Annotated in this window: 22 protein-coding genes and 1 tRNA gene; 12 read left to right on the forward strand and 11 right to left on the reverse strand. The window is 34.0% G+C overall.

From position 1 onward, the window contains the following. The first annotated feature begins 14 nt into the window (after window positions 1-14). From DL91_RS02085 to DL91_RS13275, 3 genes are all read left to right on the forward strand, one after another. Window positions 15-911 (forward strand): cell wall biosynthesis protein, encoded by an 897-nt coding sequence (locus DL91_RS02085; protein ID WP_048192317.1) that lies wholly within the window; start codon window positions 15-17, stop codon window positions 909-911. Window positions 912-1,341: 430 nt separating this feature from the next. Next, window positions 1,342-2,403 (forward strand): glycosyltransferase, encoded by a 1,062-nt coding sequence (locus DL91_RS02090; protein WP_048190043.1) that lies wholly within the window; start codon window positions 1,342-1,344, stop codon window positions 2,401-2,403. An 81-nt stretch (window positions 2,404-2,484) separates the two neighbouring features. Further along, window positions 2,485-2,649 (forward strand): hypothetical protein, encoded by a 165-nt coding sequence (locus tag DL91_RS13275; RefSeq protein ID WP_156095886.1) that lies wholly within the window; start codon window positions 2,485-2,487, stop codon window positions 2,647-2,649. Window positions 2,650-2,978: 329 nt separating this feature from the next. On the opposite strand, the gene DL91_RS02095 is transcribed toward DL91_RS13275, so the two are convergent. Beyond that, a complete protein-coding gene (locus tag DL91_RS02095) occupies window positions 2,979-3,611 on the reverse strand; it encodes an FmdE family protein (RefSeq protein WP_048190044.1) in 633 nt (210 codons plus the stop codon). A gap of 34 nt (window positions 3,612-3,645) precedes the next feature. After that, window positions 3,646-4,932 (reverse strand): NAD(P)/FAD-dependent oxidoreductase, encoded by a 1,287-nt coding sequence (locus DL91_RS02100; RefSeq protein WP_048190045.1) that lies wholly within the window; start codon window positions 4,930-4,932, stop codon window positions 3,646-3,648. Window positions 4,933-5,093: 161 nt separating this feature from the next. Here DL91_RS02100 and DL91_RS02105 point away from each other — a divergent pair, with 161 nt between their 5' ends. Next, window positions 5,094-5,345, forward strand: coding sequence for a HypC/HybG/HupF family hydrogenase formation chaperone (locus tag DL91_RS02105; protein WP_048190046.1), 252 nt, complete (start codon window positions 5,094-5,096; stop codon window positions 5,343-5,345). Between the two features lie 185 nt (window positions 5,346-5,530). Here the strand turns inward: DL91_RS02105 and DL91_RS02110 are convergent, their stop codons facing one another. Beyond that, window positions 5,531-6,034, reverse strand: coding sequence for an amino acid-binding protein (locus tag DL91_RS02110; RefSeq protein WP_048190047.1), 504 nt, complete (start codon window positions 6,032-6,034; stop codon window positions 5,531-5,533). A 129-nt stretch (window positions 6,035-6,163) separates the two neighbouring features. Between DL91_RS02110 and trpE the strand changes: the two genes are divergently transcribed. From trpE to trpD, 7 genes are read left to right on the forward strand one after another with little or no spacing between them, the layout of a single operon-like run. Continuing rightward, complete coding sequence (trpE, locus tag DL91_RS02115) at window positions 6,164-7,576, forward strand: anthranilate synthase component I (protein WP_048190048.1); 1,413 nt, start codon at window positions 6,164-6,166, stop codon at window positions 7,574-7,576. Continuing rightward, on the forward strand, window positions 7,573-8,148 hold the full coding sequence (locus tag DL91_RS02120; RefSeq protein WP_048190049.1) for an aminodeoxychorismate/anthranilate synthase component II: 576 nt from the start codon (window positions 7,573-7,575) through the stop codon (window positions 8,146-8,148). Before trpE ends, DL91_RS02120 begins: the two co-directional genes overlap by 4 nt. Continuing rightward, the gene (locus DL91_RS02125; RefSeq protein ID WP_048190050.1) at window positions 8,145-9,014 is read left to right on the forward strand and encodes an indole-3-glycerol-phosphate synthase; all 870 of its coding nucleotides are present in this window, start codon (window positions 8,145-8,147) and stop codon (window positions 9,012-9,014) included. Before DL91_RS02120 ends, DL91_RS02125 begins: the two co-directional genes overlap by 4 nt. Continuing rightward, entirely contained in the window at window positions 9,004-9,720 is a 717-nt protein-coding gene (locus DL91_RS02130) for a phosphoribosylanthranilate isomerase (RefSeq protein ID WP_048190051.1), read from the forward strand. Before DL91_RS02125 ends, DL91_RS02130 begins: the two co-directional genes overlap by 11 nt. Before the next feature lie 51 nt (window positions 9,721-9,771). Further along, window positions 9,772-10,953 (forward strand): tryptophan synthase subunit beta, encoded by a 1,182-nt coding sequence (gene trpB / locus DL91_RS02135; RefSeq protein WP_048190052.1) that lies wholly within the window; start codon window positions 9,772-9,774, stop codon window positions 10,951-10,953. Continuing rightward, the gene (gene trpA, locus DL91_RS02140; RefSeq protein WP_048190053.1) at window positions 10,950-11,792 is read left to right on the forward strand and encodes a tryptophan synthase subunit alpha; all 843 of its coding nucleotides are present in this window, start codon (window positions 10,950-10,952) and stop codon (window positions 11,790-11,792) included. Before trpB ends, trpA begins: the two co-directional genes overlap by 4 nt. Window positions 11,793-11,831: 39 nt before the next feature. Further along, window positions 11,832-12,878, forward strand: a complete 1,047-nt coding sequence (gene trpD / locus DL91_RS02145) for an anthranilate phosphoribosyltransferase (protein WP_048190054.1) — start codon at window positions 11,832-11,834, stop codon at window positions 12,876-12,878. A 338-nt stretch (window positions 12,879-13,216) separates the two neighbouring features. Here trpD and DL91_RS02150 read toward each other — a convergent pair. The 8 genes from DL91_RS02150 to DL91_RS02185 form a co-directional block, all read right to left on the reverse strand. Further along, window positions 13,217-13,289 (reverse strand) — tRNA-Ile (locus tag DL91_RS02150). A 146-nt stretch (window positions 13,290-13,435) separates the two neighbouring features. Next, on the reverse strand, window positions 13,436-13,999 hold the full coding sequence (locus tag DL91_RS02155) for an adenylate kinase (protein WP_048190055.1): 564 nt from the start codon (window positions 13,997-13,999) through the stop codon (window positions 13,436-13,438). Between the two features lie 2 nt (window positions 14,000-14,001). Beyond that, window positions 14,002-14,292 carry a metal-sulfur cluster assembly factor gene (locus DL91_RS02160; protein WP_048190056.1) on the reverse strand — a complete coding sequence of 97 codons (291 nt, stop codon included), beginning with the start codon at window positions 14,290-14,292 and terminating at the stop codon, window positions 14,002-14,004. A gap of 203 nt (window positions 14,293-14,495) precedes the next feature. Further along, the gene (locus DL91_RS02165; RefSeq protein ID WP_048190057.1) at window positions 14,496-15,407 is read right to left on the reverse strand and encodes a DUF5591 domain-containing protein; all 912 of its coding nucleotides are present in this window, start codon (window positions 15,405-15,407) and stop codon (window positions 14,496-14,498) included. 160 nt (window positions 15,408-15,567) lie between these two features. Further along, on the reverse strand, window positions 15,568-20,613 hold the full coding sequence (locus tag DL91_RS02170; RefSeq protein ID WP_048190058.1) for a DUF3320 domain-containing protein: 5,046 nt from the start codon (window positions 20,611-20,613) through the stop codon (window positions 15,568-15,570). Window positions 20,614-20,913: 300 nt separating this feature from the next. Then, complete coding sequence (locus DL91_RS02175) at window positions 20,914-21,954, reverse strand: histidine kinase dimerization/phosphoacceptor domain -containing protein (RefSeq protein WP_052374024.1); 1,041 nt, start codon at window positions 21,952-21,954, stop codon at window positions 20,914-20,916. Between the two features lie 82 nt (window positions 21,955-22,036). Beyond that, the gene (locus DL91_RS02180) at window positions 22,037-23,536 is read right to left on the reverse strand and encodes a glutamate synthase-related protein (RefSeq protein ID WP_048190059.1); all 1,500 of its coding nucleotides are present in this window, start codon (window positions 23,534-23,536) and stop codon (window positions 22,037-22,039) included. A 42-nt stretch (window positions 23,537-23,578) separates the two neighbouring features. Next, the gene (locus DL91_RS02185) at window positions 23,579-25,336 is read right to left on the reverse strand and encodes a thiamine pyrophosphate-dependent enzyme (protein ID WP_048190060.1); all 1,758 of its coding nucleotides are present in this window, start codon (window positions 25,334-25,336) and stop codon (window positions 23,579-23,581) included. Between the two features lie 180 nt (window positions 25,337-25,516). On the opposite strand from DL91_RS02185, the gene DL91_RS02190 reads away from it, so the two are divergent. Continuing rightward, complete coding sequence (locus DL91_RS02190; protein ID WP_048190061.1) at window positions 25,517-26,266, forward strand: acetylxylan esterase; 750 nt, start codon at window positions 25,517-25,519, stop codon at window positions 26,264-26,266. The last annotated feature ends 105 nt before the right edge of the window (window positions 26,267-26,371 follow it).

Raw genomic sequence — 26,371 nt, forward strand, 5'->3', positions numbered from 1 at the left:
ATTTGGATATTACTATGATTGACATACTGATACTTTTCTTACTTTCAGCGGTTCTCACCATAATTTTTAAAGAACTGTTTACAAGGTACGGGAGAAACCTATACACATCTATTAGGGGAGGAACCCCAAGAGCTGTTGGAATTGCACCATTTTTAATTCTGATTCTATTTTTCCCGGTTCCAGGCAACTATCTAATAGCAACGATAGGAATATTTGCATTTATCGATGATCTTATTGGCAGAAAACGGATTAAAGAATTAAAAATAGAAATTGGTCAACTTTCAAGGGGCATGGGAATGTTAATGGTAATGATTATAGGTTATTTCTATTTCGGCCCCGTATCAATACTCATAGCTCTTATGATACAACCTTTAAACATAGCAGACATGCAACCGGGCTCAGCTTGTTCAACAATTATATTAATGTGTTTAACTGTCCTCATTGCAATTTTCGCACTTACATCAACCATCTATTATCCTGTGCTCCTTTTGCTTGCAGTATGTATTGGTTACGCACCATTGGATTATAAAGGAAAGATTATGATGGGTGAAATAGGTAATCATTCATTTGCAGTGGGTTTAGGTATATCTTTTGCATTTTTAGGTAGCATTATTGGGAATTCAACTGGAACAGGAGTATATGGGACACTTATCATCACCATCATTTTAATTTTAGTTACAGTGATGTTAATTGCATTTATACGCAGAAAAAATCTGAATCAATTCTTAAAAAAGAATTTAAATATAAAAAATCCCAATTATGGGGATTATTTCATGGATATTTTAACTGGAGGAGGATTAGGTGATCTTCTACGCAGACTTATCCTGAAAAAAAGAGTTATAACTATAAAAAATAGGTTTTTAATACATATAGGATTTAGAAGACTCGTGTACAATCCATATTCCGTCTAAATTTTTCTATGTTTTAGTATTATCAGAAAATCATTTTTAATTCTATAGTTACAACACAATTTAATCATATTAATGCCCAATTTAAACTAAGTTAAACACCATAAAACAATTAATTCATGACCTCAACATGGGATAATTAATGATCTATCTTTTTATCTAAACAATAAGATGTCAGATATGTATTAGTTAAAGATTATATTTTTAAGTTCAAATATTAGATTTTCAAGCCATTATATTGACGTGATTGGAAAATGCAAAATATTTTAAGAAAACTTAAATATAACAATAAAAAGTAATTGATTATCTAGAGGTAATTATAAAGTTTGTTGATAGCCCTATTTTCATTAAAATAAAATTCTAATATATATTTCATCAAATTCTAATGAATTCGTAACGAAGTTTTAAGATTATTTATAATAGGTGATTTAATATGAAGGCATTATTCGTAGTTACAGGTAGAGGAATAGGCGGAGATGCTGTTATAGCCATCAACATTGCAAAGGCTTTATCAAAGTATGATTTCCAAAGTGAATTTGCACTCGACCACACTGCACCAGGTTTACTCTTTAAAAAGAAAGGAATTGAATGGCATAAAACCAGCATTCCACAAGCAGGAGGACATGCCGCAACCAAAAAAACACTTGTAAATGCAGGATTTAAGACAGGGAAGGCTGTGATTGAAACTGCGAAAATGTTCAGGAAAATAAATCCAGACATAGTTGTGGGAGTTATAGGGGGAGGTGCGGTTGTAGGATGTTTAACAGCCAAACTTACCAACATACCCTCCATCGGTATTCTGAATACACCTACAGATGCAAAAGTCTGCACAAAAATAACCACTACAGTAGCACTTCCAGAATCCAATCTCTTTCAAACTGAATTGCAAAATAAAAATATAAATAAAGCATATTCTCCTGTAGATCCAGAAATAATAGTTGGAAATAGAGAAAATGCATTGAAAAATATGCCTGATGCCTTTGATGAAAACTTACCAACCATACTCCTATCATCGGGATCAACAATCTTTGAAAAAATGGCAGTTGCAGCTTCAAACATTGGTAAAAGTGGGATAAAAGCGAACATAATACTGGTTGGTGAACCTCTTGAAGAAGAGTATAAAAAGTATTTTGATAACAAAATTGATAACAACAAACTTATCTATCTAGGATACATTAACTGGATAAACGATCTTTATAAGATCGTTGATATTGCAGTGTTTACTGACGATGGTATGATGATACATGAGGCCATGACATGGGGCATACCTGTTATAGCCCTCCTTAAAGTGAAATATGGTCGTTATCATAATCTCGCAGCAGTTTTTGAAGGAGCAGTACTTGAAAGTGAACTAGAAAATTTGGAAGAAGTTCTTGGCGAGGCATTTGCAAACATGGACAAGATGAAGGATAATGCTGTAAAATATGGTGAAGAAGTTCTAAAATCATCTGACAAGATTGCCAGAATAATATGTGCTCGTGCAAAAAAGAAATAACCACTTTTTCCTCAAGTAATTATAATTTATATACTCAATGAAATATAATAAAATGGTAAAAATAAAAATTGAGGTGTTTTCATGTTTAGCGTACCCATATTAAAAGGACTGGCCATAGGAAAAATAGGATTTTTGGGAAAACTTGGATTAATAGGACTTTTTGGAATATTGGCCCTTGTAATAGTTGTAATAATTGTTATTGCAGTCATAGCATTTTTCTTGCTGAAAAGGATGAATAAAAAATAAAAAAATATTAATCTATTTTTTTTTATTAAATTTAATTCTTAAATTATTTCTTTTTAAAAATAAATAAAGGATTTATATTTTTTTTATGGGATATGATTATTTTATCTTAATGTTGGAGAAGACCCCATCCGTGAGGGTGGGATGAATCCAACCACTACATATAAATAATAGTTTAACAATAATTAATAGTATCGTATGCGATAACCAAGCATACTACACTTAATCTAATCAGTACCGTAGGAACTACGGAAATTAAAAGCTTCTCTGAAAAAAACCACATTAGTGGAATTTAATGAAGGAAGAAGCTCCTTCCGAAAGGGAGGGGTAGTTCACTCTTTAAAACATGGTATACAAATAATTTGTCCATTTTTTACTCTGGATCGGTGTTCTGAAACCATTTCACCACATTGCGAACATTTGAGAGATGTGAAAATTCTTGCTTTTTTGGGTATGTCCACTTTAACATGCTCAACATGGAACATTTCATTGTATGGAATTTCAAGAATCTCATTGGAAACTTCATTGATCATTTCCTTTAAATCTGCCTTTTCAAGTTCGTTTGCAATTCCAGAATTTACTTTGAATCTTAATTTACCAAGTTCGGGAGCCAGAGTATCTACACTGAATGAATCCATTAAAGATACTCTCACGGCATCATTGGTGGTCCTGTTAATGAATGTATAAACCTGTTTACCATGGTCCATAAATATTAAGTTACCTTTACCAAATGTGCAACCTGTGATTACCTGTACAGCATCAACTGCACAACTGTCATTTTCAACAATGGCAATAATCTCTTCGTCTTGTGATATATTAGATTTAAGTTCATTTAACCCTGCTTCAGAAGCTTTATATCCAATGGCAGAACCTGGACAAACATGGCCATGGAACTCTGTAACTTCACTGAATGGTTTTAAAGCTATTCTATTTTCATTATTTTTAAAAGAATCATTTTCAGACATTTGATCACCTTGGTATCTAATTCAAAATAATATTTTATCCAAACTTGGAGAAGAATCTCATTAATTTGTATACAGCATCTGTTGATGGATGAGCTTCAACAAAATCATCGAAATCATACGTTTTTTTACCATCCCTCATAAATTTGGACGTGTAAGCCAACACAGTACGGGCAGATGGGGATATAGAAGAAACACCTTTAATATCTCCCTTTTCAACATCGACAACAGCCTTTGTTATTCCTGTTTCTCTATCAAGAACATTCCAAAAGGCTCCAGGACCAGCTGATCCGGGTATATGGCCCTCAACACCATTTTCGTTTGAATTTATATAACTCACATCATAGTATAATGATATTGAAGAAGGAATAAATCTGTAATCTACTTGAGCAGCAATTCCACATGCATTACGGGCAGCAATAACACCCTCCATTCTAGCCACAGGAGTAGTTCCTATACCTCCAACAACATCCCCTGCAGCATAAATATTGGGGTGACTTGTTTCCATCCTTTTATTTACAATTATTTCTCCCTTTTTTCCTGTTTCAACCAGTTCTTTTACAAGTTCAGAGTTTGGGATCATACCCACGGCCAGAAGAACATCTCCATCCATGCGTCCTGATTTTGTTAAAACACCATCGGGATAAATTTCAGTTGCAGTAAGATTTTCATGTATTTCTACTCCTTTAAGGAGTTTTTTAACAATATAATCTTTAATATCTTGGTCAACTTGTTTCAAGAAACTCCCACGGGATAATATGTGGACCTCAGAGCCCATTGCAGAGAATATACCTGCAAATTCTGTTGCTATAGTCCCGCTTCCAATAATGATCAATTTTCCTGGAACATCTTTGTAATCTAACACATCTTTATATATTCTGGCATATTCTACTCCCTTTATTGGTGGAATAAATGCATATGAACCCGTAGCGATGATCAATTTATCGTAGGGATATTCTTTACCATCAACAGATACTAATCCTTCATTTATATCAGCATTACCATAAACAATATTAACTCCTGCTTTTTTTGTTTCAGAAGTAATAACTCCCCTTATTTTCCCTGTAGTATTTATTATTCCTTCTGCTACCTTTTCAAAGTCTATTTTGAAGTTTGAATTTGTGATCCCCATTTGATTAAATTTCTGGGCATTTTTTATAAATCTAGCAACATCATTAAGGCCGCATACCACCATACATCCGGTGTTAAGGCATTTTCCCCCAATTTTATCCATTTCTATTAGGGTGACGTTTTCACCTATTGTAGCTGCTTCAATGGCAGCTGTTCTACCTGCTGATCCTCCGCCAACTATTACCACATTCATATTCTCCCTCCAGAACATATTGTTTATATGGTTAAAGCACATAATAAAACTATTAAATTTAAATAGAATATTTAAATTTTATTCAGTATTCTAAATTAATTTGCTTAAATTAAGATTTAGAAACGGGATTATTGTAGATCAAATTAACAGAGGAGATTGATATGTGTATTGCAGCACCAGCACAAATAGTTGATATCACAGATAACGTGGCAACAGTTGACTTTGGCGGAGTAAGGCAACAGGCCAAATTAGACTTAGTTGGAGACTTAGATATAGGTAGATATGTCTTGGTACATTCAGGATATGCTATAGAAGTTTTATCAGATCAAGAAGCTAAAGAATCACTCGAAGCATGGGATGAACTCTTAAAAGTTCTAGATGAAGAAGATAAAGAGTTAGCAAAAGGAACTTAATCAATTTTGATTCCTTAGTTCTATTCTTTTTATTTTAAAAGTGGTATACTAAATATTATTTTTTTTTTATTCTATAAATTTTCTTAAATAACTAAATTTCATATTCCCTATTAACAAAAAAATTAATAATTCCAGATATAGTTCTGGTATATTTAAAATTAATTATAAGTTAAATAAAGAGATGCTCAGTAGATTGATACTTTTTTAACACCAGAAATATTCAAAAACTCATTTATAAGTTCTCCTTGAATAGGTTTTTCTGTTATTATTGTTAATCGGGGGTTTTCTTCAAGTTCGGGGTCTCCAGCGTGTGCTTGCCTTATACTGATTCCTTCTCTTGATATGAGTTCGGTTGATCTAGCAAGTATTCCGGAATTTCCAGCTTCTGCTTCAATTTCCACAACACCAAATCCAAGATTCTTTGCAATGTTTTTCAACAAAGTTCCTGCGGGAAATATATTCTGAAATATTCCAGCTAACTGCGGATCTGCAAGTATTACATCAACAGTTGACTTTATGGCTCTTCTATCAACATTAACTGATCTAGCAAGGGCAACATCACTTATTTCCACGTCTCCACAATATATTTTACCGTTATCTCCAACTCTTAATCCTAGTTCAACTATTTTCCTTGCTACAGCCATACGTGCAGGGAATTTATCGAAGTTATGTTTTATTCTGTCCCACATTGTCTCACAATTAATTAGTATAGTAATTAAACCTATATAAATATATGTACATATTTGTACTCTAAAGCTTTAAATAGTACTTTGTTGTATAGCTATTTATAGTAATATAAGGTGAAACTATGAAAGGCAGTGAATGTTTTTGGCGAATATAATATAAAAATAAACGAACCTAAAAGTATGGATCTTAATTTTGATTCTCCTTTTGAATTATTCAAGAATTTATACTCAAATTATTCCAGTACATTTCTATTGGAATCAATGGAAAGTGATAGTGGACTTGCAAGATTTTCAGTTTTAGGATTTAAACCATCAGCCATATTAAGGGCACGGGGAAACATCCTTGAAATAGAAAAGGATGGAGAAATAGACGAAATAGAGATTGGAAATCCCTTTGATGAAATAAGAAAACTTACCTCCAATGCGACAGGTAAAAAAGGATTTAGAGGAGGTTTGGTAGGATATGTTTCCTACGAGGCTGCAAGACACTTCCAACCGATCCAGCTACAGCAAGGTGAAAAACCAGATTTTGAGTTTGGGCTGTTTTTGGATGGGATAATATTCGACAGAATTCGAAATAAATGTGAATACGTAACTCTGGGTGAAAACAGATTAGAAGAAATTGAAAATATTTCAAAGCAAGAATACGAAATAGAGGGTTTACAATACAGGGAAAAAAATCATCACTTCTCAAGGCAGGAATTTGAATCGATGGTTTTAGAAGTAAAAGAAAGAATAAAAGCAGGTGAAATATTCCAGGGTGTAATATCAAATGCACGGGAATATGAATTAAAAGGGAATAAATTATCTTTCTATGACAGCCTCAGAAGAATAAATCCATCACCATACATGTACCATCTAAAACTTGGAGAAAACGAAATAATTGGCTCAAGTCCTGAAATGCTGGTGAGAGTGGAGAATAGAATGGTTGAGACCTTTCCAATAGCTGGAACCAGAAAGAGGGGAAAAACATTAACTGAAGATGAGAAACTTAAAAAAGAACTCCTTGAAGATGATAAAGAAAGAGCAGAACATCTCATGCTGGTTGATCTTGCTAGAAATGATGTAGGGAAGGTAAGTGAATTTGGAACTGTAATGGTACCAGAGTATAAGGGTGTGAAAAAATTCTCCCATGTACAGCATATTGTATCGCGTGTTCAGGGAAAGCTTAGAAGAGATAAAACAGCCGTAGATGCTTTTGAAGCAATGTTTCCGGCTGGAACACTCAGCGGTGCCCCTAAAATAAGGGCTATGGAAATTATTGATGAAATGGAAAACTTACCCCGGGGTCCATACGCAGGAGCAGTAGGATACTTCTCTTTAAACGGGAATGCAGATTTTGCAATAACCATAAGGACAATGGTATGTGAAGGAAACAATGCCAAAATACAGGCAGGTGCAGGAATAGTACATGATTCCATACCTAAAGAGGAATACATTGAATGTGAAAACAAAGCAGGAGCTTTAATAAGTGCACTTAATAATGCAGGTCATAAAAATTTAGATTCAAAAAACACCTCTAGCAAAAGGAGGCAAATTGAATGATATTGATCATTGACAACTACGATTCATTTACCTATAACCTATTCCAGATGGTTGGAGAAATTTATAGTGATATAGTAGTTAAAAGAAACGATGAAATAACAGTAGAACAGATAAAAATCCTTAAACCTCAGGGAATAATAATTTCACCTGGTCCAGGCACTCCTGAAAACAGCAGGGACTTTGGAATATCAATGAATGTAATTAAAGAACTGGGATCTGAAATACCAATCTTGGGAGTATGCCTGGGACATCAGGGGATATTTGTGGCATTTGGTGGTGAAATCACACGAAATGAACCTGTTCACGGTAAACAGAGTAATATATTCCATACTGAAGATGGGATTTTCAAAGGAGTTGAAAATCCACTTCCTGCTGCAAGGTACCATTCATTATTCTGCAAAGATGAAACAAAACCAGAATGCATGGAAATTATTGCAAGAACCAACGATGGCATGATAATGGGAATTAAACACCGAGATAAACCTATTTTTGGTCTTCAATTCCACCCGGAATCCGTTGGGACATCACAAGGTATGAAATTACTAGAAAACTTTGTGGAGATCCTTGTATGACCACTCAAAATAACGGGGTACAATTTGAGGACATAATAAAATATAGAAGGCAAGATCTTCAAAGAGAAATGGAATTAAAACCATTAAATATACTTAAAGATGAAATTGAATCTTACAGATTATCTAAGAACACAAATCCTGATTCAAATACTCAAGCAGATGTTAAAGATCTCAAACAATCGCTGGATCAAGGTAACGATGTTGCTGTTATATGTGAATTTAAACCAGCTTCACCATCAATGGGAGATATATCCAATTCTAATCTTGAGAATGCACTGGAAATATTTGAAAAATCGGGTGCATCTGCAGTATCAATTCTAACAGAAAATAGGCACTTCAAGGGAAGTTTAGATAATCTTAGATCAGCTTATAACTTAACAAAACTTCCAATTATTAGAAAGGACTTCTTAATAAATGAATATCAGATATATCAGGCAAAAATTGAAGGTGCAAGTTCAGTACTGTTGATGAATAATATTTATCCAGATCTTGAGGAAGGAATTACTATTTGTAGGGAACTTGATATGAACCCTCTTGTTGAATGTAAAAACAAAGAGGAAATATCTCATTCTTTGAAGGTGGGTGCAGATATTATTGGTATAAACAACAGAAACTTTGATGATTTCAATGTCAACTTGAAAACAACTGCGAAACTTGCCAAATATGTGCCTTCAGAGGTTATTTTAGTATCAGAAAGCGGAATTAAAGGTCCTGAAGATGCTAATTATCTATCAAGTTTTGGGGTTGATGCGCTTCTTATAGGGACATCTATAATGGGTGTCAAGGGATATGATGGCATGTTAAACGCAGCAACCAATATAATAAGTTCTGTGAAAGGATCAAGGATTGTTAGAAATGAAGATTAAAATCTGTGGTATAACTCGGTTTGAAGATGTTTCTAAGTGTGAAGAATCTGGAGCCAATCTTATTGGATTTATTAACATTAAAAGATCCAAGAGATTTGTAACGCTACAAGAGATCAAAACTTTGGTTTCCAGTATGAAGGATAAAAATAGGGCAGTTCTTGTATTGGAACCCGATAATCCTGAAGAAGTTGTAATGAAAATGAAAAAAACAGGGATAAGAATTGTTCAGCTACATTCTCTTTCAAAAAACCAAATAAAATATTTAAAATGGATAGAAGGTTTTCAAAGAACACTCCTTGAAAGAAATATCATTGTTATACGGGCTATTGGAATATCCAATGAATCACTGGAAATGAAGGATGATGAGCTCAAATTTTCCAGTTCTAAAGTAAAAGAGATAGAAAACTTTGCGAAAATATGCGATGCATTACTTTTTGATTACCAAGTTAAAGGGAAAAGCGGAGGTACAGGACTCCAAATTCCTACAAATATGGTATTAGAAGTTGTTAAAATTGCTAAAAATGTCAATCATGATATAAAAATATTCTTAGCTGGTGGAATAAACTCAGAAAGAATTAAAAATGATATAGAATTACACGAAAATGTTTTGGATTATTTTGATGTAAATTCCGGGGTTGAAGATAAACCTGGAATTAAAAATCCAGAACTTGTGGATGAATTAATGGAAATAAGAGCTAAAATTTGATTAACAAATCTAATTTATAATTTAAGAATACAGTATAAGGATGTGATTTCTATGATAACAAATGGTAAATTTGGGAAATACGGTGGAACATTTGTGCCAGAACTCATAATTCCAGCACTTGAAGAACTGGAACAGGCTTTTTTAAGGTACAAGGACGATGAAAAATTCAAAAAGGAACTTGAATTTTATCTCAAAGAATTTGCAGGAAGACCCACTTCTCTATATTTAGCAAAAAACCTATCAAAAAAGTTTGGATGTAAAATATATTTGAAGAGAGAGGACATGCTCCATACAGGGGCCCATAAAATAAACAATACTCTAGGACAGGGGCTTTTAGCTAAATATATGGGTAAAAAGCGTTTGATAGCAGAAACTGGTGCCGGTCAACATGGAATTGCAACTGCAGTTGTTGGAGCAATGCTATCTATTCCAAGTGAAATTTACATGGGAAGCGAAGATATTGAAAGACAGAAACTCAATGTTTTCAGAATGGAATTATCTGGAGGCAATGTTATACCAGTTGAATCAGGTTCAAAAACTCTTAAAGATGCTATAAATGAAGCTTTCAGAGATTGGATCACAAATATTGAAACAACCCATTACCTCATTGGCTCAACAATGGGACCGCATCCTTACCCAACAATGGTTAAACATTTCCAGAGTGTGATTGGTAAAGAAGCAAGAAAACAAATCCTTGAAAAAGAAGAAAAACTCCCTGATGCAGTTATTGCATGTGTAGGTGGCGGAAGCAATGCAATGGGCATATTTTCAGGTTTCGTGGATGATGAAAATGTTGCTCTCATAGGTGTTGAAGGTGGCGGCGACGGTGTAGAAACAAAAAGAACAGGAGCAACACTATGCAAAGGTACAGAAGGAGTACTCCATGGTTCATTATCCTTCGTGCTACAGAATAATGATGGCCAAATATCAGAAGCACATTCAGTTTCTGCAGGACTTGATTATCCGGGAGTTGGTCCAGAGCATGCACATCTCAAAGTAACTGGACGCGCTGACTATGTAGCAGTAACAAATGAAGAAGCTTTAAGAGGATTTGAACTGCTTTCAAGATACGAAGGAATAATACCTGCACTAGAAAGTTCCCATGCAGTAGCATACGCTGAAAAATATGCTAAAATCGAAGAAAACAAGGGAAAAACTATTATTATAAATCTTTCAGGCAGGGGTGACAAGGATATGTTCCTAGTTGCTAAGGAAATGGGAGTGGAAATATGAAATCTAATAAAAATGAGTGTGACTGTAACAATAATGTACAGAGTTATTCAGACATGTTCCATGAACTGAAAAATAAGGGAGAGGGTGCATTCATACCATTTGCAGTTGCAGGTGATCCTGACTTTGATTCATCCATTGAAATTGTTAAAAAGTACGTTGATAACGGAGCAGATGCACTTGAAATAGGATTTCCATTCAGCGATCCTGTTGCAGATGGACCAAGTGTTCAGGCAGCGGATATAAGGGCTTTGAATTCTGGAATGACAACTAAAAAATGTTTTGAATTTATTAGACGAATCAGGAAATTTACAGACATTCCAATAGGTTTATTGGTATACTACAATCTCATCTACAAAATGGGAATAGAAGAATTCTATAAAAATGCCAGTATAAGTGGTGTTAATGGTATTTTAGCAGCGGATTTACCTCCTGAAGAGGCTGAAGAAGTTATTGTAGCGGCACATAAAAATAATATTGATCAGATATTCATGGTTGCCCAAACAACTAGCAATGAAAGATTAGCTGAAATAGTTAAATTATGTTCTGGATTTTTGTACGTTGTAGCAGTTATGGGAGTTACCGGTGCAAGATCAGATATTAAAAAAAGTACTGTAGACCTTATTAAACGTGTTAGGAACCATACAGATATTCCATTGGCGGTAGGATTTGGAATTTCAAAGCCTGAACATGTTAAAGATGTGATAAAATCGGGTTCAGATGGGGCAATTGTTGCAAGTGCTATAATTGATATTATAACCGAAAATCAGGATAATATGGATCTTGCCAAAGATAAGATAGGTAAATTCTGTCGCGAATTAAAGGAATCAACTATTAAATAAAAATTCTGCATAAAATCTTATTGAAGGATAGTGGAATAGATGATTGAGAAATGTATTACTAAAGTCGTGTCAAACACCAATTTGGGCGAGTGTGAAGCGTATAATTGTATGTTAGAAATGGTGAGTGGAGAAGCTGAAGAAATACAATCAGCTGCTTTTTTAACAGCAATATCAATAAAGGGAGAATCTGTAGAAGAAATTACAGGTTTTGTCAAGGCCATGAGAAGTGTTTGCATAGAAATATCGCCTAGCTTAGATTGTCCACTGGTAGACACATGTGGAACTGGTGGAGACATATTTAAAACCTTCAATGTTAGCACTATATCTGCTATAATTGCGGCTTCTGCAGGTGTTGCAATTGCAAAACATGGAAACAGAAGCATAACAAGTAAATGTGGCGGAGCAGATATTCTCGAAGCTCTGGGAGTTAACATTAATTGTAATGTTGCAGAAGTTGAACTGTGCCTTGAAAATGCCGGAATGGGGTTCATGTTTGCTCCTAACTTCCATCCTGCAATGAAAAAAATGATGCCAATTAGAAAGAAGCTTGGTATTAGAACTGTTTTTAATATTTTAGGTCCTTTAACATCGCCTGCAAATGCAGATATACAGTTGTTAGGAGTATTTGACCCTGAATACGTTGATATCATTGCACAGGTACTTAAAAATCTTGGTGTGAAGCGTGCCATGGTTGTGCATGGTTATGATGAAAATGATGAGCCTGCGATGGATGAAATTTCGACAATTGGAAAGACTAGAGTTGCCTTTCTAGAAAAAGGCCATATAAAAGTTGAAGAAATTTATCCCGAAGACTTTGGTTTAAAAAGATGCAACCCTAAATTTATTAAAGCTCCGGAAACAATTGAAGAAAATCTAGAAGTTGTTAAATCAGTTTTGAATGGCAAAAATAGTTCAAATGAAGATAATGCACGGCTTGAAATTTGTCTTGTTAATACGGCAGCCATTTTATTTTTAGCTGGAAAAGCCAAAAACCTCGAAGAAGGGGTTAAAATAGCAATGAATTCTATTGAATCTGGAATGGCATTAGAAAAACTATTAAAATTGATTGATGTAAGTAACTCTTGAATTTAAGTATCAATCAAAATACAATAGTATTAGAAAGAAAGCTATATATTTCAATTTAAGATTGAATTTGTCTTAATAAGTCTAAATAAAAATTTATGTTATATTGAAAGTTAAAATATTTGTATTTTGATTTACAAATAAAAAAATAAGGGAAAATAAGGTAAAAGAATGTGGTAATTAATACTTACCTATTTACCTAATTCTAACAATTGCTCCAATTCAACTATTTTTTTTACTCAAATATAAATTTTTTGAAATAAATTAGATAGTTTTTAGGTTTACAATTTTTACAAAGATATTCTTTGATTTGTGATCAAAAATTAGTATTAAAATTTTAATGGGCCCGCTGGGATTCGAACCCAGGACCTCACGGTTATCAGCCGTGCGCTCTACCGCCTGAGCCACGGGCCCCTCTATTATAAAAAGGGGTTTTTGTACTATAATCAAAATAGTCCAAAGGAATATGCGGATAGATTCAAGATTTAAACTTCATCATATATATCCTTTTCTCTAAATTTAATTTTCAAGGAATTTATGAAGCATTAATCCTATCATTATTAATAAGATTCACTGAGAACTTTAATCAGTTCATTCAAACATTTTTCGAAATCATCATTTTCAAGTAAAGTTAAGTGAGATCCGTAGATTACTGAATATGCTACCATGGACATTCTTAGTATATTCATATATTCAGTGATGCTTTCCAAATTATCCAATTTACGTTCTCTAAATTTATCAGATTTTCGTCTTTGAATGATATTCTCATAAGATGATTCAACTACAATTATTATATCTGGAGAAATTATTCCAATTGGAAGAGATATGATATAACCAATATTAGATCGGTCTACACCATGGAGATCTACAAGTATCTTATTGGAAGATACTTGCATGTCCTTAATTTTGATTGCTGCAGTTTTCCAGAGGTATTCTTGGACTTCAATACTCAGATTGAACATTTCATCCCGGTTTGTAGCAAGATTTCGAGACTTGGCCACATCCAGCATTAACTCTCCATAGTTCACATATCTGTATCCAAGAACCCCTGCTGCGCTTATGCAGAGCGAAGTTTTACCAACACCGGGAACACCAACAAGGGCTGCGATGTTCCAATGGATCATTTTTATTTATTTACCATGTCGCAGATTGCATCAGCCATCATGTGTCCTTCGACAATAATTTCTGCCTTATCTATTTCATCAAGACCTTCTGCAGCGGTTCTAGCCTGCATGGCCATGTTTGCTGCGCTCATGCATCCGGGGTTAGTAGGTGTAATTGTAATCTTAGCTGTTTTTGCTTCTTCATCAACTTCAATTCCTGTTACAAGTCCCATTTCAACAATGCTGACTCCCATGTGGGGATCTGCCACTGATGAAAGTGCTGTTCTTAATTTTTCTACTAGTTCTTCTGACATTTTATCCCTCGAAAATTTATTTATACTTTTAACATTCAATTTCAATGATTTATTACCAGAATAAACGTACATATAAATATATATTTTTGTTACACATTTATTCAACATAAAATAAAGTATTTCTATTTTTTCACATTTATGCTATTTATACTTGTACAATCCATATGTTATAAAATTTATAAAATTAATGGTTATAGATCTAACTATTTAACTCTGTGCCTAACACGGACACCAACACCTTTGGTTGATTTTATCATTTCTTCACCACTTAATACAGCTTTACCAACTCCCACTACTTCGTTGTTTCTTAAGATTACAACTTCATCTTTGGGTATTATATTGGGGTCTGCATTAATTACTCCTGGATTGAAGAGTGTATTGGTTTTCATATCAAAATCAATTTCCACCCAGTTTACACCAATTTCCTTTAATTTCTCACCGCCTTTTAAATTAAGCGAATATAAACCGGTTTCAAAGGACAATGTGGCTATTTGTTCTTTTTCATATAACATTCTCCTGGTGAATCTTCCAACAGCTTTGGTTCCTTCTGGAATTAATAAATCTGCTTTGGGGGTTCTAAACTGGTATCTTGCAATGGATCTGAATCCTTTTAATCGTTTTTCCTTGGTTTTAACCCGGGGATATTTTTTAACTTCCATTTTAAGATTATCCATAGAATCCCATGATGTTGTTCTCCCATCATTGCAGGTGTATACTGCATCATCCAAATATGCTTCGCACACTTCTCTGTAACCACCAGAAACATGGGCTATAACATTTTTTCCTGCTACATAATTTTTTAAACATTCTCCTGTTACGTCTATTTCTTCCTTTGACCAGTCTCCTGTTGTTGATGTATCATATGATTGTATAGGATATGTACGTTCCATTTCACGGGGACAAACACCAAACGGAGATGTTAAAATAGCTTCCTGAATATTTTTTGTTGCTCTCATAAAAATAGTGTGGGATTTAGACGAAGAATAGGGTTTTCGCATACTGCATGGTAACACAACAACTACATCTCCAACTGGTTGGAGCAAGTTCATTCTTTCTCTCCATCTAACTGCTTCTGGCCTATAAAGTGATTCATCTGTAATACATGGTATTTTCATAAGATTTCCTCAATTTTAAAGAAATATTTTTAGAATAAATATAACTTAATTATGTTGTTACTTTTAATTTTCATTATAAATCAATTCTATTATTTTTACGATATATTATAATTCTGGAATAAAAAAAATTAATTAAAATATTAAGAAATGAGCTTATATTTTATGATTTTGAAAGATTTACCATATTATTAGATTGAATTTCCAGTTCACCTTCATCAATAAGTTTTTGAACCACTATTTCAATACGCTGTGCTGTTGCTCCTCGAGTTACTTTGATTCCAAATAGTCTGGAGGTTTGTCTTACTATTTCGTCCATTGGTGATGCATATTGAGTTTTGATAACAATTTTTGCTGCTTCAGCAATTTCATCATCACATATCAGATTTATTTTTGCAGGTGGATCTCCAGAGCGGCGACGTACAATTATGGCACGATTATTAGGGTATAAAAATTCATCTTTAACAGTCACAACTCCATTTTCCTGTGCTTGCAATATGCCTTCCATTAGGGCATCTTGAATTCTTTTTCCTGCTCTTTTAAGCCCCCATGCTATCCTTATACGTCTTACAACTTCGCTTATATGAACTGGTCCTTCAACATCAACAATTTGACACACCACATTTGCAAGTTCAGAAGTTGATTTTTCATGTATCTGGCCACTTATAGGGATTCCCAGTTCTACACAAGTAGTATAATCCTTAACAGGATCAGGGTCTTCCATGGAATCATTATTATCAATTAGGTTTTCAGCTACTTCTCGATTTTCATTTAATGTGTCTTCTGATATTTCATTTACTCTGTTGTAGGTTTCATCAAAAACTGGTAATTCATTGGATAGCTGATTGATTATTGTTGCTGGTTTCTTTTGATCAGGAATATTCTTTTCATATGCTGGTTCATATTCTTCTGATAATCTATCTTCAAGCGAGACCTCGGATTTTTCATCAACATTACTCACAATGGGTTTCAGATTCTTAGCATTCTCAACAGCTTTTAAAAGTCTTTTTCCTGATTCAGCACGATTTCTGTACCAATCTGTTGACCATACTCTGTATATATGCCATCCTAATCCCTCAAGTATCTGCTGGCGGAGTCTGTCCCTATCCCTTGAAACTGGTGAACTATGATAACTTTCTCCATCACATTCAATTCCAAGTAAATATCTCCCATTATCAGAAGGATCTAAAACTGCAAGATCTATTCTGAAACCTGCACAACCAACCTGTTTATGAACATCATATTTGTGTGCTTTTAAAAACTGGAAGAGTGAATCTTCAAATGCAGTTTCAGTATCTTCCCCTGATTGATAAGTGCTTTCCAGTCTTTTAGTTTCTGAATATTTAAGGAAAGATTTCAGTGCCCTGAGTCCAAAGGCAGCATTTTCATTCAAATTCATTTCTGAGTATCTGAAATTTGAGAATACAATACATTTTTCCCGTGCACGTGTAATTAAAACATTTAAACGTCTTTCACCGCCCTCTCTATTTAAAGGGCCGAAGTTTAAACTCAAATGTCCATTTTCATCTTTCCCATATCCTACACTAATAAATATTACATCTCTTTCATCACCTTGAATTGTTTCAAGATTTTTAACAAAGAAATGCTCGTCCATATCACTTGAAAAGTACTTTTCGAGTTTAGGATGTTTTCTAAGGTAAAGTTCAACTTCTTCAAGAATTGCTTGCTGCTGTTTAATATTGAAAGTTCCTATACCTAGGCTCTTACTTTCACCATACTTTTTGTAGTGATCACCTGCAGCTTCAACAACCCTTCGTGCTTCTTGTCTGTTAGATGAACTTCTCCCCCGATCATATACTGTATCTTCCATATACTCAAACTTCAAACCAAGGGTAGTTGTTTCATGACATGGTGAAGGATAAATCAATAAATTATTATCATAGAATTCCTGATTTGATAAAGCTATGAGTGATTCGTGTCTGCTTCTGTAGTGCCACCTCAGCATTTTGGTGGGAAATCTTCCTTTACAGAGATGGAGTATACTTTCCATATCTGAAAGCGATGCAATTTCATAATCTTCATTTTCATCTGTCTCTAACATTATATCAAAAAATGATGTTGGTGGCAGCTGACGAGTATCACCCATTACAACGGCTTGATTGGCTCTTAAAAATGCTCCAAGAGCATCTTCGGGTTTTACCTGGCTTGCTTCATCAAAAATCACCACATCGAAGCGCAGATCCTGCGAATTCTTTGGATCAATGAACTGTGCTACAGAAAGCGGACTCATCATAAAACATGGTTTAATCCTCTGTATTAGTCCACCCGCATTGGATAAAAGTTTCCTAATAGGCATGTGCCCTCTTTTCCTGTTGAATTCACTTAAAAGAATTCCTAATTCAGAATTACGAGAAGCAACACTATTTATTTGAGGTCTATGTCCAGATATTATATTGGCTATTCTTCTTCGGTTAAGGGAAATAACATTCCTGTCAAGATCAATGAACCTGCTGATCTTGCGCTCATGAATTTCCCCAATGAAATTGGCTAGAACAGGATTGTTTAGGAAAGCATTTCTCAGAAGATCGTCTGCAAAGTTGGCCTTTAAACAGGGAATTATATCTTCAATTTCAATTTTATCTGCTTTTATCAATTCTATTATGGGATTAACAATCTCACTAGGTTTTTCAGCTAAAATTGCTGTTAACTGAGACCACTTTTGTAGAAGTGGCATTCCTTTTTGGTAATCTTCCATTTTAGATTCTAATGCATGGAATTGGACCAATCTTGATTTGCGTCCAAACACCAGTTCTTCATCTATTTTAATATACTTTTTAATGCCGTTGTAAACATTTAGAAATTTATTATAGTCCTTGGAAAGTTTCTGAATAGAACCATTGATCTTAGCTGAATCTGGTTCATTTATAATTATATCAAAGGTTCTTTCTGTTATTTTACCCGTTTTTAATAGTTTTTTAAGAGTCAATACCCATTCAGCAAGTTCTTTTATTTTTTCAAGATCTGTTTTATGTCCCTTCCATTCCTTTCCAAACACTTCTCTAGCTTCAGAATCCAGTTCATCTATCTTTTTAAGGATTTGCTGGCATTCTTTCAACGATTCCAGATCGCTAATTATAACATGGTCTTCTTCAGGAACAGTATCATTGTAAAGTTGTGCAATTTTGTCTTTGGATTTTTTATATCTGCCTCTAAATGTTTTTAGGAATTTTGTAGAGGTTTCCATGTATTCATCAATCAAATGTTGGATATCTGTATTTAAAACTCCTTTTTTAAACCTTTTTTTAAGTTTTTCATTGTTGGAGTTAAAAACCCCTAAGAGATCTATAATCTTGATAATGTCGCTTCTTCCAATTTCCCAGAGGGGATTGTTTAGTACTTCTGGGTCTGTTGTGACAGGTGAAGCAATTAAAACAGCTATTTTAATTGAATTATCCATTTCGCTTTTATTTAATGGTTTTCTGATACCTGTCAATTCCACCAGTTCATATAGATCAGCTTCAACATCGTTCAGTGTTGAAACACAATTTTTTAGAAGTTCTATAATATCTTCCTTATCTGTTGGAAGAATGGTTCCTGGTTCCGTATTGTACCAAGGATTTTTTGAAATGGGTTTAAGGGGTTTAATAACTTCTGATACATTTTTAAGAGTTGAAATTGCACTTTTCCATTCTTTGGAGCTGTGCTGTTCAGGGTTTACGATATGTGCCCTTGAAATATTCCTTTTAACCTTTTTGAAGTGTTGAATTGCTTCTTCCTTCATACCAAATAGATTGAAAGGTGAAAAACCAGATTTTCCAAGAGGTGTATGCAGTACATGATTGTACTGATTCAGTTCCATTTTCAGTCTCTCAAGTTCGTCAAATTCTTCGTCAAGTGAACGAAGAGGCTCCTGATGACTATAAATGCTTCTTTCAAGTCCTTTTAAAACATTTTTCTTGTTGGATTTATGGCTATGAAGTTCAAGACAAAACTCTCCCAATCCAATACTGTCTAAACGATTTTTAACCACTTCTAAAGCAGCCATTTTTTCACTAACAAATAGAACTGTCTTGTCATTGGCTATTAACTCGGAAATAAGATTCACAATTGTCTGGGATTTTCCTGTGCCTGGAGGCCCCTCTACAACCATGTTTTTTCCAGATTTTGACTCTTCTATAACAGCTATCTGAGAAGAATCCGCATCAACTACATGATAAATTTTATCTGATCTAAGTCTTTTATCCACATCCTCTTCAAGGAACTCTGATCCATTCAAATCTTCAGGATGATCAAATAAAGCCCTAATAATACTATTTTCTGTAATTGACAACCCATACCAGCTTTCAGGGTCAAGATCCTTGAACATAACGAACTTAGTGAAACTGAAGAAGTTCAAGTAAATATCATAAATAATCTTCCAGTTTTTCATTGGTTCTATAGCTTCAACAACTGATTCAAAGTAATGATATATCCCTTCTTTTTGTTCGGGCATTTCAAAATCAGGCAATTCTATTCCGTGTTCAAGTAATTTTTCCTGGAGAGAAATGTTTGGTATGATATCTTCACCAGTCCAAACTAATTTGAAAGAGCCCCTTACTTTTTTACGCTCAAGTGTTACAGGTATGAGGATCAAAGGTGCTCTCCTCATAACATCAGGTTCATTATTTTCATTCCATTCAAGAAATCCTAATGCCAGATACAGTATATTATATCCCTGTTCTTCAAGCATAGATTTTGACTGTTGATTGATGTAAAAAAGACGTTTTTGAAGTTCTTCAGCTTCATGATTGGTTTGTAAAAGTAGATTTCTATGTTTTTTTCCTACCTTCTGATTGGGTAGTGGTAATTTCCATAATAATGAAGCTTCTTTATCACTGATATCCAATTTTTTAAGTTTTAATTCTTCTTTGTCAATTCTTTCAGCGTCTAATTTTATTGGAGTTTCATCGGTGCTTTCGATATCAACATTATTTTCATCTATTGCATTTTGATCAATGTTATTTTTTTCCTCAAGATTTTTGGCAATTGTTTTTTTATTGGATTCATTGGCCTTTCTGGGCATGAATCGTAATTTTTTGTCTTCTAAAACCATTAACTGGTATATCTCTGTTGGAATTTCATCAACAACCCTTATTGATCTGGCTTGAGGTTTGAAGTTAAGAAGCTTGTTTCTCATGGTCAAATCTAACAAATTTTTTCTAAGTGCCCCTATCTTAACCTCTATGTTCACATTTGCAGATTCTTCCATTTTGATACCTCAAAAACACATTTGATGATATAATATTCTTAAAAAAGTATCTTGCTCTCATATTGAATAAGTTTTTCTATTAATTATCTCATATTCTATCCAATTTGTAATTGTTCTAAAGTTAAATATATCAATATTTCAAAATGGAGAAGTCTAATATATTTTATTTGAATATATGGAATAATATTGGAAAAAGACTGAATTTTGTAATGATCAAAAACAATATTAATCAACAAAGAATTCATAAAAAAAATCTATTTTTGAGATAAAAAATTGGAATAAGAATTTGTATTATTCCAATTAATCAATTTCTTCTTGATCATTGAAAAATATGGTAAATTTAGTGCCCATATTTGAGTCGAGGACTAGTTTCCCATTTATCTGCTCAGTTAAACTGTTTATTATTTGCATTCCCAGTGTTCCTGTTTTTTGGAGATTCAGATCTTTAGGAAGACCAATTCCATTATCCGCTACAGAAAGATAATATCGACTATCCTCTTCCAAGTGCAGTTCTACCTTTATTTCGCCATTTCTACCATCTGGAAATGCATGCTTCAAGGAGTTGGTTAGTAATTCATTTAGGATTAATCCGAGGGGAATGGAGATCTCAACATCAAATATGATATTATCCACATCTAAAACAAGTTTCACAATATTTTTATCGGTGGTGTATGTGTTATACAGGTCATTTGAAAGTTTTTGAAGGTACTCAGTGAAATTTATATGTTTAAGGTCCTCTGATTTATAGAGCTTTTCATGTATCAATGCCATTGATTTGGCCCTGTTTTGACTTTCCCTGAAAATTTCCTTGGTGTCTTTATCTTTAATATATCTAGATTGAAGGCTTAGAAGGCTTGATATTACCATAAGATTATTTTTTACCCTGTGGTATATTTCTTTCATCAGGATATCCTTTTCCTGAAGTGTTTTTTCAAGTTTTTCTTCTATTTCTTTTCGTTTGGTGATATCATGTGCAATGTGAATACTTCCAATTAATTTACCACCATTGTCACTAATTGGAGATGCAGTTACAATGAAGTATCCTCCAAGATTTTCCTCATAAATTTCCGAGGAATGTTCCAACCCATCTTTTAGGAGCTGTGCATGTGGACAGTTATCAGGTGGTTTTTCAGAGTTATGTAATGCATGGTAACATATGGCGCCCATTAGCGTATTGGGGGATTTATTAACCTTATCTGCCATGGCCCTGTTAACTTTGACAATCCTGTGATCTGTATCGAGTATGGCAATTAAATCAGGAATTGAATCAAATATGAGTTCCCATCCTTTTTCTGAACCTAAAATGCTTTTTTCTATCATTAAATTCCTTTCTCTATTCATGTAATCTCCTTTTTGATTTGAAAAATATTTGTTAGTGTATCATTTTCAATTAAAGATTTAGAAAAAGGGTTTATAAATATTTTTACAAGTACTCACCATTAACCCATTTTACACCGGTTGCCCGAGCAAGATCTCTGTTGATACTGACAATGTCTTCTTTATCCAGCTTGGACACATCATTTTTACCAACAATCCTTGTTAAGTTAGCAATTTCTTTGGTTGATATTCCAATGAAATTGCTTAGTTTTTTAATACTTTCTTCGAGATCAACTTGTTTAACAAGCTGTGGATTCTGGGTTGTAATTCCAGTTGGACATCTTCCTGTATTACAAATACGGTACTGTTCACAGTTAATTGCTATTAAAGCAGCTGTTCCAATATAAACAGCATCAGCACCTAATGCAAGACATTTAGCAAAGTCTGCTGAACTACGCAACCTTCCTCCTGCAATGAGTGAAACACTCTTCTTTACTCCAAGGTCTTTAAGCAGTTTAAATGCTCTTGGAATGGCGGTGAATATGGGGATTCCTACATTTTCCCTTACATATTTATCTGTGGCCCCTGTTCCTCCACCAAAACCGTCTAAGGCTATAAAATCTACCCCTGATTCCACTAATATTTTAACATCTTCTTCTACATTCCCGCAACCAATTTTAGCCCCTACTGGTACTCCTGAACTGATTTTCTTAAGCCAAGATACTTTATTTTTAAGATCATCAGGATTAAGAATGTCTGGATGGTGGGCAGGGGAGTAGGATGCTTCACCTTTTTCAAGACCTCTCTTCTCTGCAATTTCTGTTGTCATCTTTTCAGCTGGCAGGTAACTGCCTTTACCAGGATATGCACCTTGTCCAAATCTTATTTCAATTGCACCAGCATTTTTCAGTATTTTTTCATCTACACCAAAGCGTCCTGTCGAATATTGTACAATAATATTTTCCGTATTATCTTCAATTTCTTCGGTCAAAACTCCTCCTTCACCTGAATTAAACCCAATTTTCAATTTTGAAGCGGTTTCTGATATTACTAACCTGGTTATTTTAGATACGGCGCCATAGCTAAGGCCTGAAATCATAATAGGGCTTTTTATCTTCAATGGTTTAGTTGCTTCAACACCAATAGAAATTTCAGTATTAACATGATCCTCCAGATTTAGTGGAATATGCTTTACTTGCGCAGGCACAAAGTAAAGATCTTCAAGTGAGAATGGCAATTCCTTAAGGGAACCCATAGATCCTATAACACTCTTATCCATGGCACTAGAATCTTTAATATCCACAATTGTCTGGTATATTGAATCATTTTCATTTGTTTTCTTTTTACGCATGAAGCTTCTGCTTTCACCAATCATCTCTTTGTTACAGAAGTAAATACCCTTCAGTTTATATTCAAAGAAAATTGGGCATGTATTGCATATACAGACTTCGGGATCAATATCACATTTACTGGGTCCTTTACTACAGTAAAGAGACTCTCCACTACATTTATAGGGATAACTTGGACACACCTTACAGTGGCATTTGTCACGATTTTCAGGGGTGTTTTTAATGCTGATTAATTTTTCTTCAGAATCCTGAACCATTTTATTTCTCCAATTCAATTATTATCCTTTACTAACAACTTATCAAACAAATCGCACAGGATCTGTATCAATATCTACAATTACTGGTTTATCAGATGAAAGAGCCTTAGATACTGCATCTGGGAGTTCATCTGGATTTTTGACAGTTATTCCTACTCCTCCACATTCCCTGGCAAATGCTGCATAGTCCATGTTTTGGAGTTCTGTCTGCCAATTTGGATATCCTTCCATTTTTTGTTCCTGCATTATCATACCTAACTGTTGGTTATTAAAAATAAATACCTTAATGGGAAGATTGTATTTAACTGCGGTTAAAAAATCTGCCATTACCATTGAAAAGCCACCATCACCAGTTATACAGATAACTTGTCTATCAGGATACATAATCTGTGATGCAAGGGCTGCTGGAAGTCCAAAACCCATTGTAGCAAGGCTACCAGACATTAAAATCTTCTGTGATTTTTTCATCCAAAAATTCCTTCCAAACCACCAACAGTGTTCTCCAACGTCTAAAGTTACAATGGCATCTTTAGCTATCATGTTGTTTAGAACATTAATAATGTAAGGTGCCCTTAAAGGAGCTTTTATATCATCAATTTCCTCATTTAGAAGTTGTACCCACTCATCCTTTAAACTTTTAATTTCAATGAGATATTCTCTCCTTTCCTTTTTCTGGACAACATCATTCAATGCCGGGAGAATTTCAGAGCTGTTTCCAACCAATCCCACTTCTACTGGAAACCTTCGTGCTATCATCATTGGATTGAAGTCTATCTGAATCGTTTTCTTTTCGGGTATTTGAGTCATATCAGAAAATGAAGATCCCACTACAATAATTAGATCTGCTTTATCAACAAGTATAGTTGAAGCAGTTGAACCTATACCTCCGTGACTTCCAACATAAAGAGGTTCATCTTCATCAACAACTCCCTTTCCCTTGAAAGTTGTTGTAATAGGAGCATTTATTTTATTTGCAAATTCTAATAAAATTTCGCCCTGATCAATGGCACCTAAACCCGCAATAATCACGGGTCTACTGGAATGATCAATTACTCTTCCTGCTTTGTTGATCATAAATTCTGCTGGTTTAGTTGCTCTACTTGGAAAATTTCCCCGGAATGGCACAATTTTTGAAGAATAATATTGTTTTTGTACATCATTGGGAATTCCAATATGTGAAACACCATGTTCAACAATTGCATGTTTAATTGCCAGTGTAGAAAGAGTTGTTGTCTGTTCCTTTGACATGAGAATCTTATTAAAAACGGTGAGTGGCTCGAAAAACGAGTACTGATCAATTTCCTGGAACGAACCCGGCCCAATCAGCTGCCTTTGAACCATACCTGTTAATGCAACTACAGGAGAATTATCGAGCTTTGCATCGTATAGTCCTGTGGCAAGGTTGGTTGACCCCGGCCCAGCAACACTTAAACAAGCTGCAACATTTCCTGTAAGCTTACCATATGCTGATGCCATAAACGCAGCTGTCTGTTCATGCCTCACTTGAATAAATTCAAGTTTATCATTCTTTTTGATTGCATCAACCACTCCTAAAATTGAGGTTCCTGGAATACCAAATACATGTTTGAGGCCCAATTCAACCATCTGTTGTACAAGAATATCAGAAACTGTTGTATCACCCTTTTCATATTCTTCAATTTCTTCTGTAAGCAAAATAAAAACACTCTTAGGAGAGTTACAAACTGGACACCTCCAATCATCAGGCAGTTCTTTAAATTTTTTACCCTCTTCATCTTCATCATATAAATAATTACAGACAGTACACCTATATTTAGCCATTTAAACACCTACTTGTAATTGTTTAAACTTCGATATTCGTTATTTATGGTATTTAAAGTTAATAAATCAATGTATCAAATTTGTAAGCACAGTACTTTTCTAATTTAAAAATAGAAATTTAGGATTATACTGTAATAGAATTTGGTTTAATTATTATATTTAAAAGTCTAATCAATAGCTATGGGAAAGTATAAGATTAACTCTATCTCAGACAATGGTGTATTTGTTATTACAGAATCCTATAAAAATTTGTACAACAAATTCAAAAGCCTTAAAAATAGTAGGGGAAGAATAATTCACGTGATTGGGGCTCCTGGTACTGGTAAATCTGCAAACATATATGCTGCAATGGATGAATTGGGGTTAAATGTTTATGATGTAGAATTCACCATCAAAGATGTTGATTCTAATTCAGAAGAAGTTTTCAAAGAGATCTACAACTTTTTAAAGAAGGACAGAAATGCAAAATCTAAGGAAGAAGTATATAAAAATTTATCAAAGTTTGATGTTGTACTTTTCGCAGACAGGTTTCATGATTCCCATTTACTGGATAACAATAATGTAGGTTTTAGTGTATGGACTGCACATGCAGGATTCAATTCAATAAAATTCTATCTTTATTGTATATGGGAATATATTAACGAAAGAAAATCTTTTAAAGAAATTAACATAGTATTGCAAACTGCATGGAGGGTTTATTTCCTGGGGAAAAAATACGATATTTTCACCGACCTAGGAATTCTGTCACGTATCATTGTTGCTTTTATGAAAATATTATTTGAAGTGGTAGAAATATCCTACTCCTCACAAGAAACACTTAAAATAGTAAAAGAATATTTTGATGTTGATGAAAAGCTCATTGAGCAATATATTCATAAATATGGATCTAAACCCAGATTCATTTGTCAGGCATTGGAAAATAATGAATAGCACTTTAATGATTAGATAGGTTTATTTTAAGGTAATGTACCAATAATGATACTGAATATTAATGCAGAACAATATTTCTAAAAAAGTTCATTAATGAGTTGTAAA

Origin of the sequence: Methanobacterium sp. SMA-27, assembly GCF_000744455.1 — an archaeon.
Taxonomy (GTDB): domain Archaea; phylum Methanobacteriota; class Methanobacteria; order Methanobacteriales; family Methanobacteriaceae; genus Methanobacterium_B.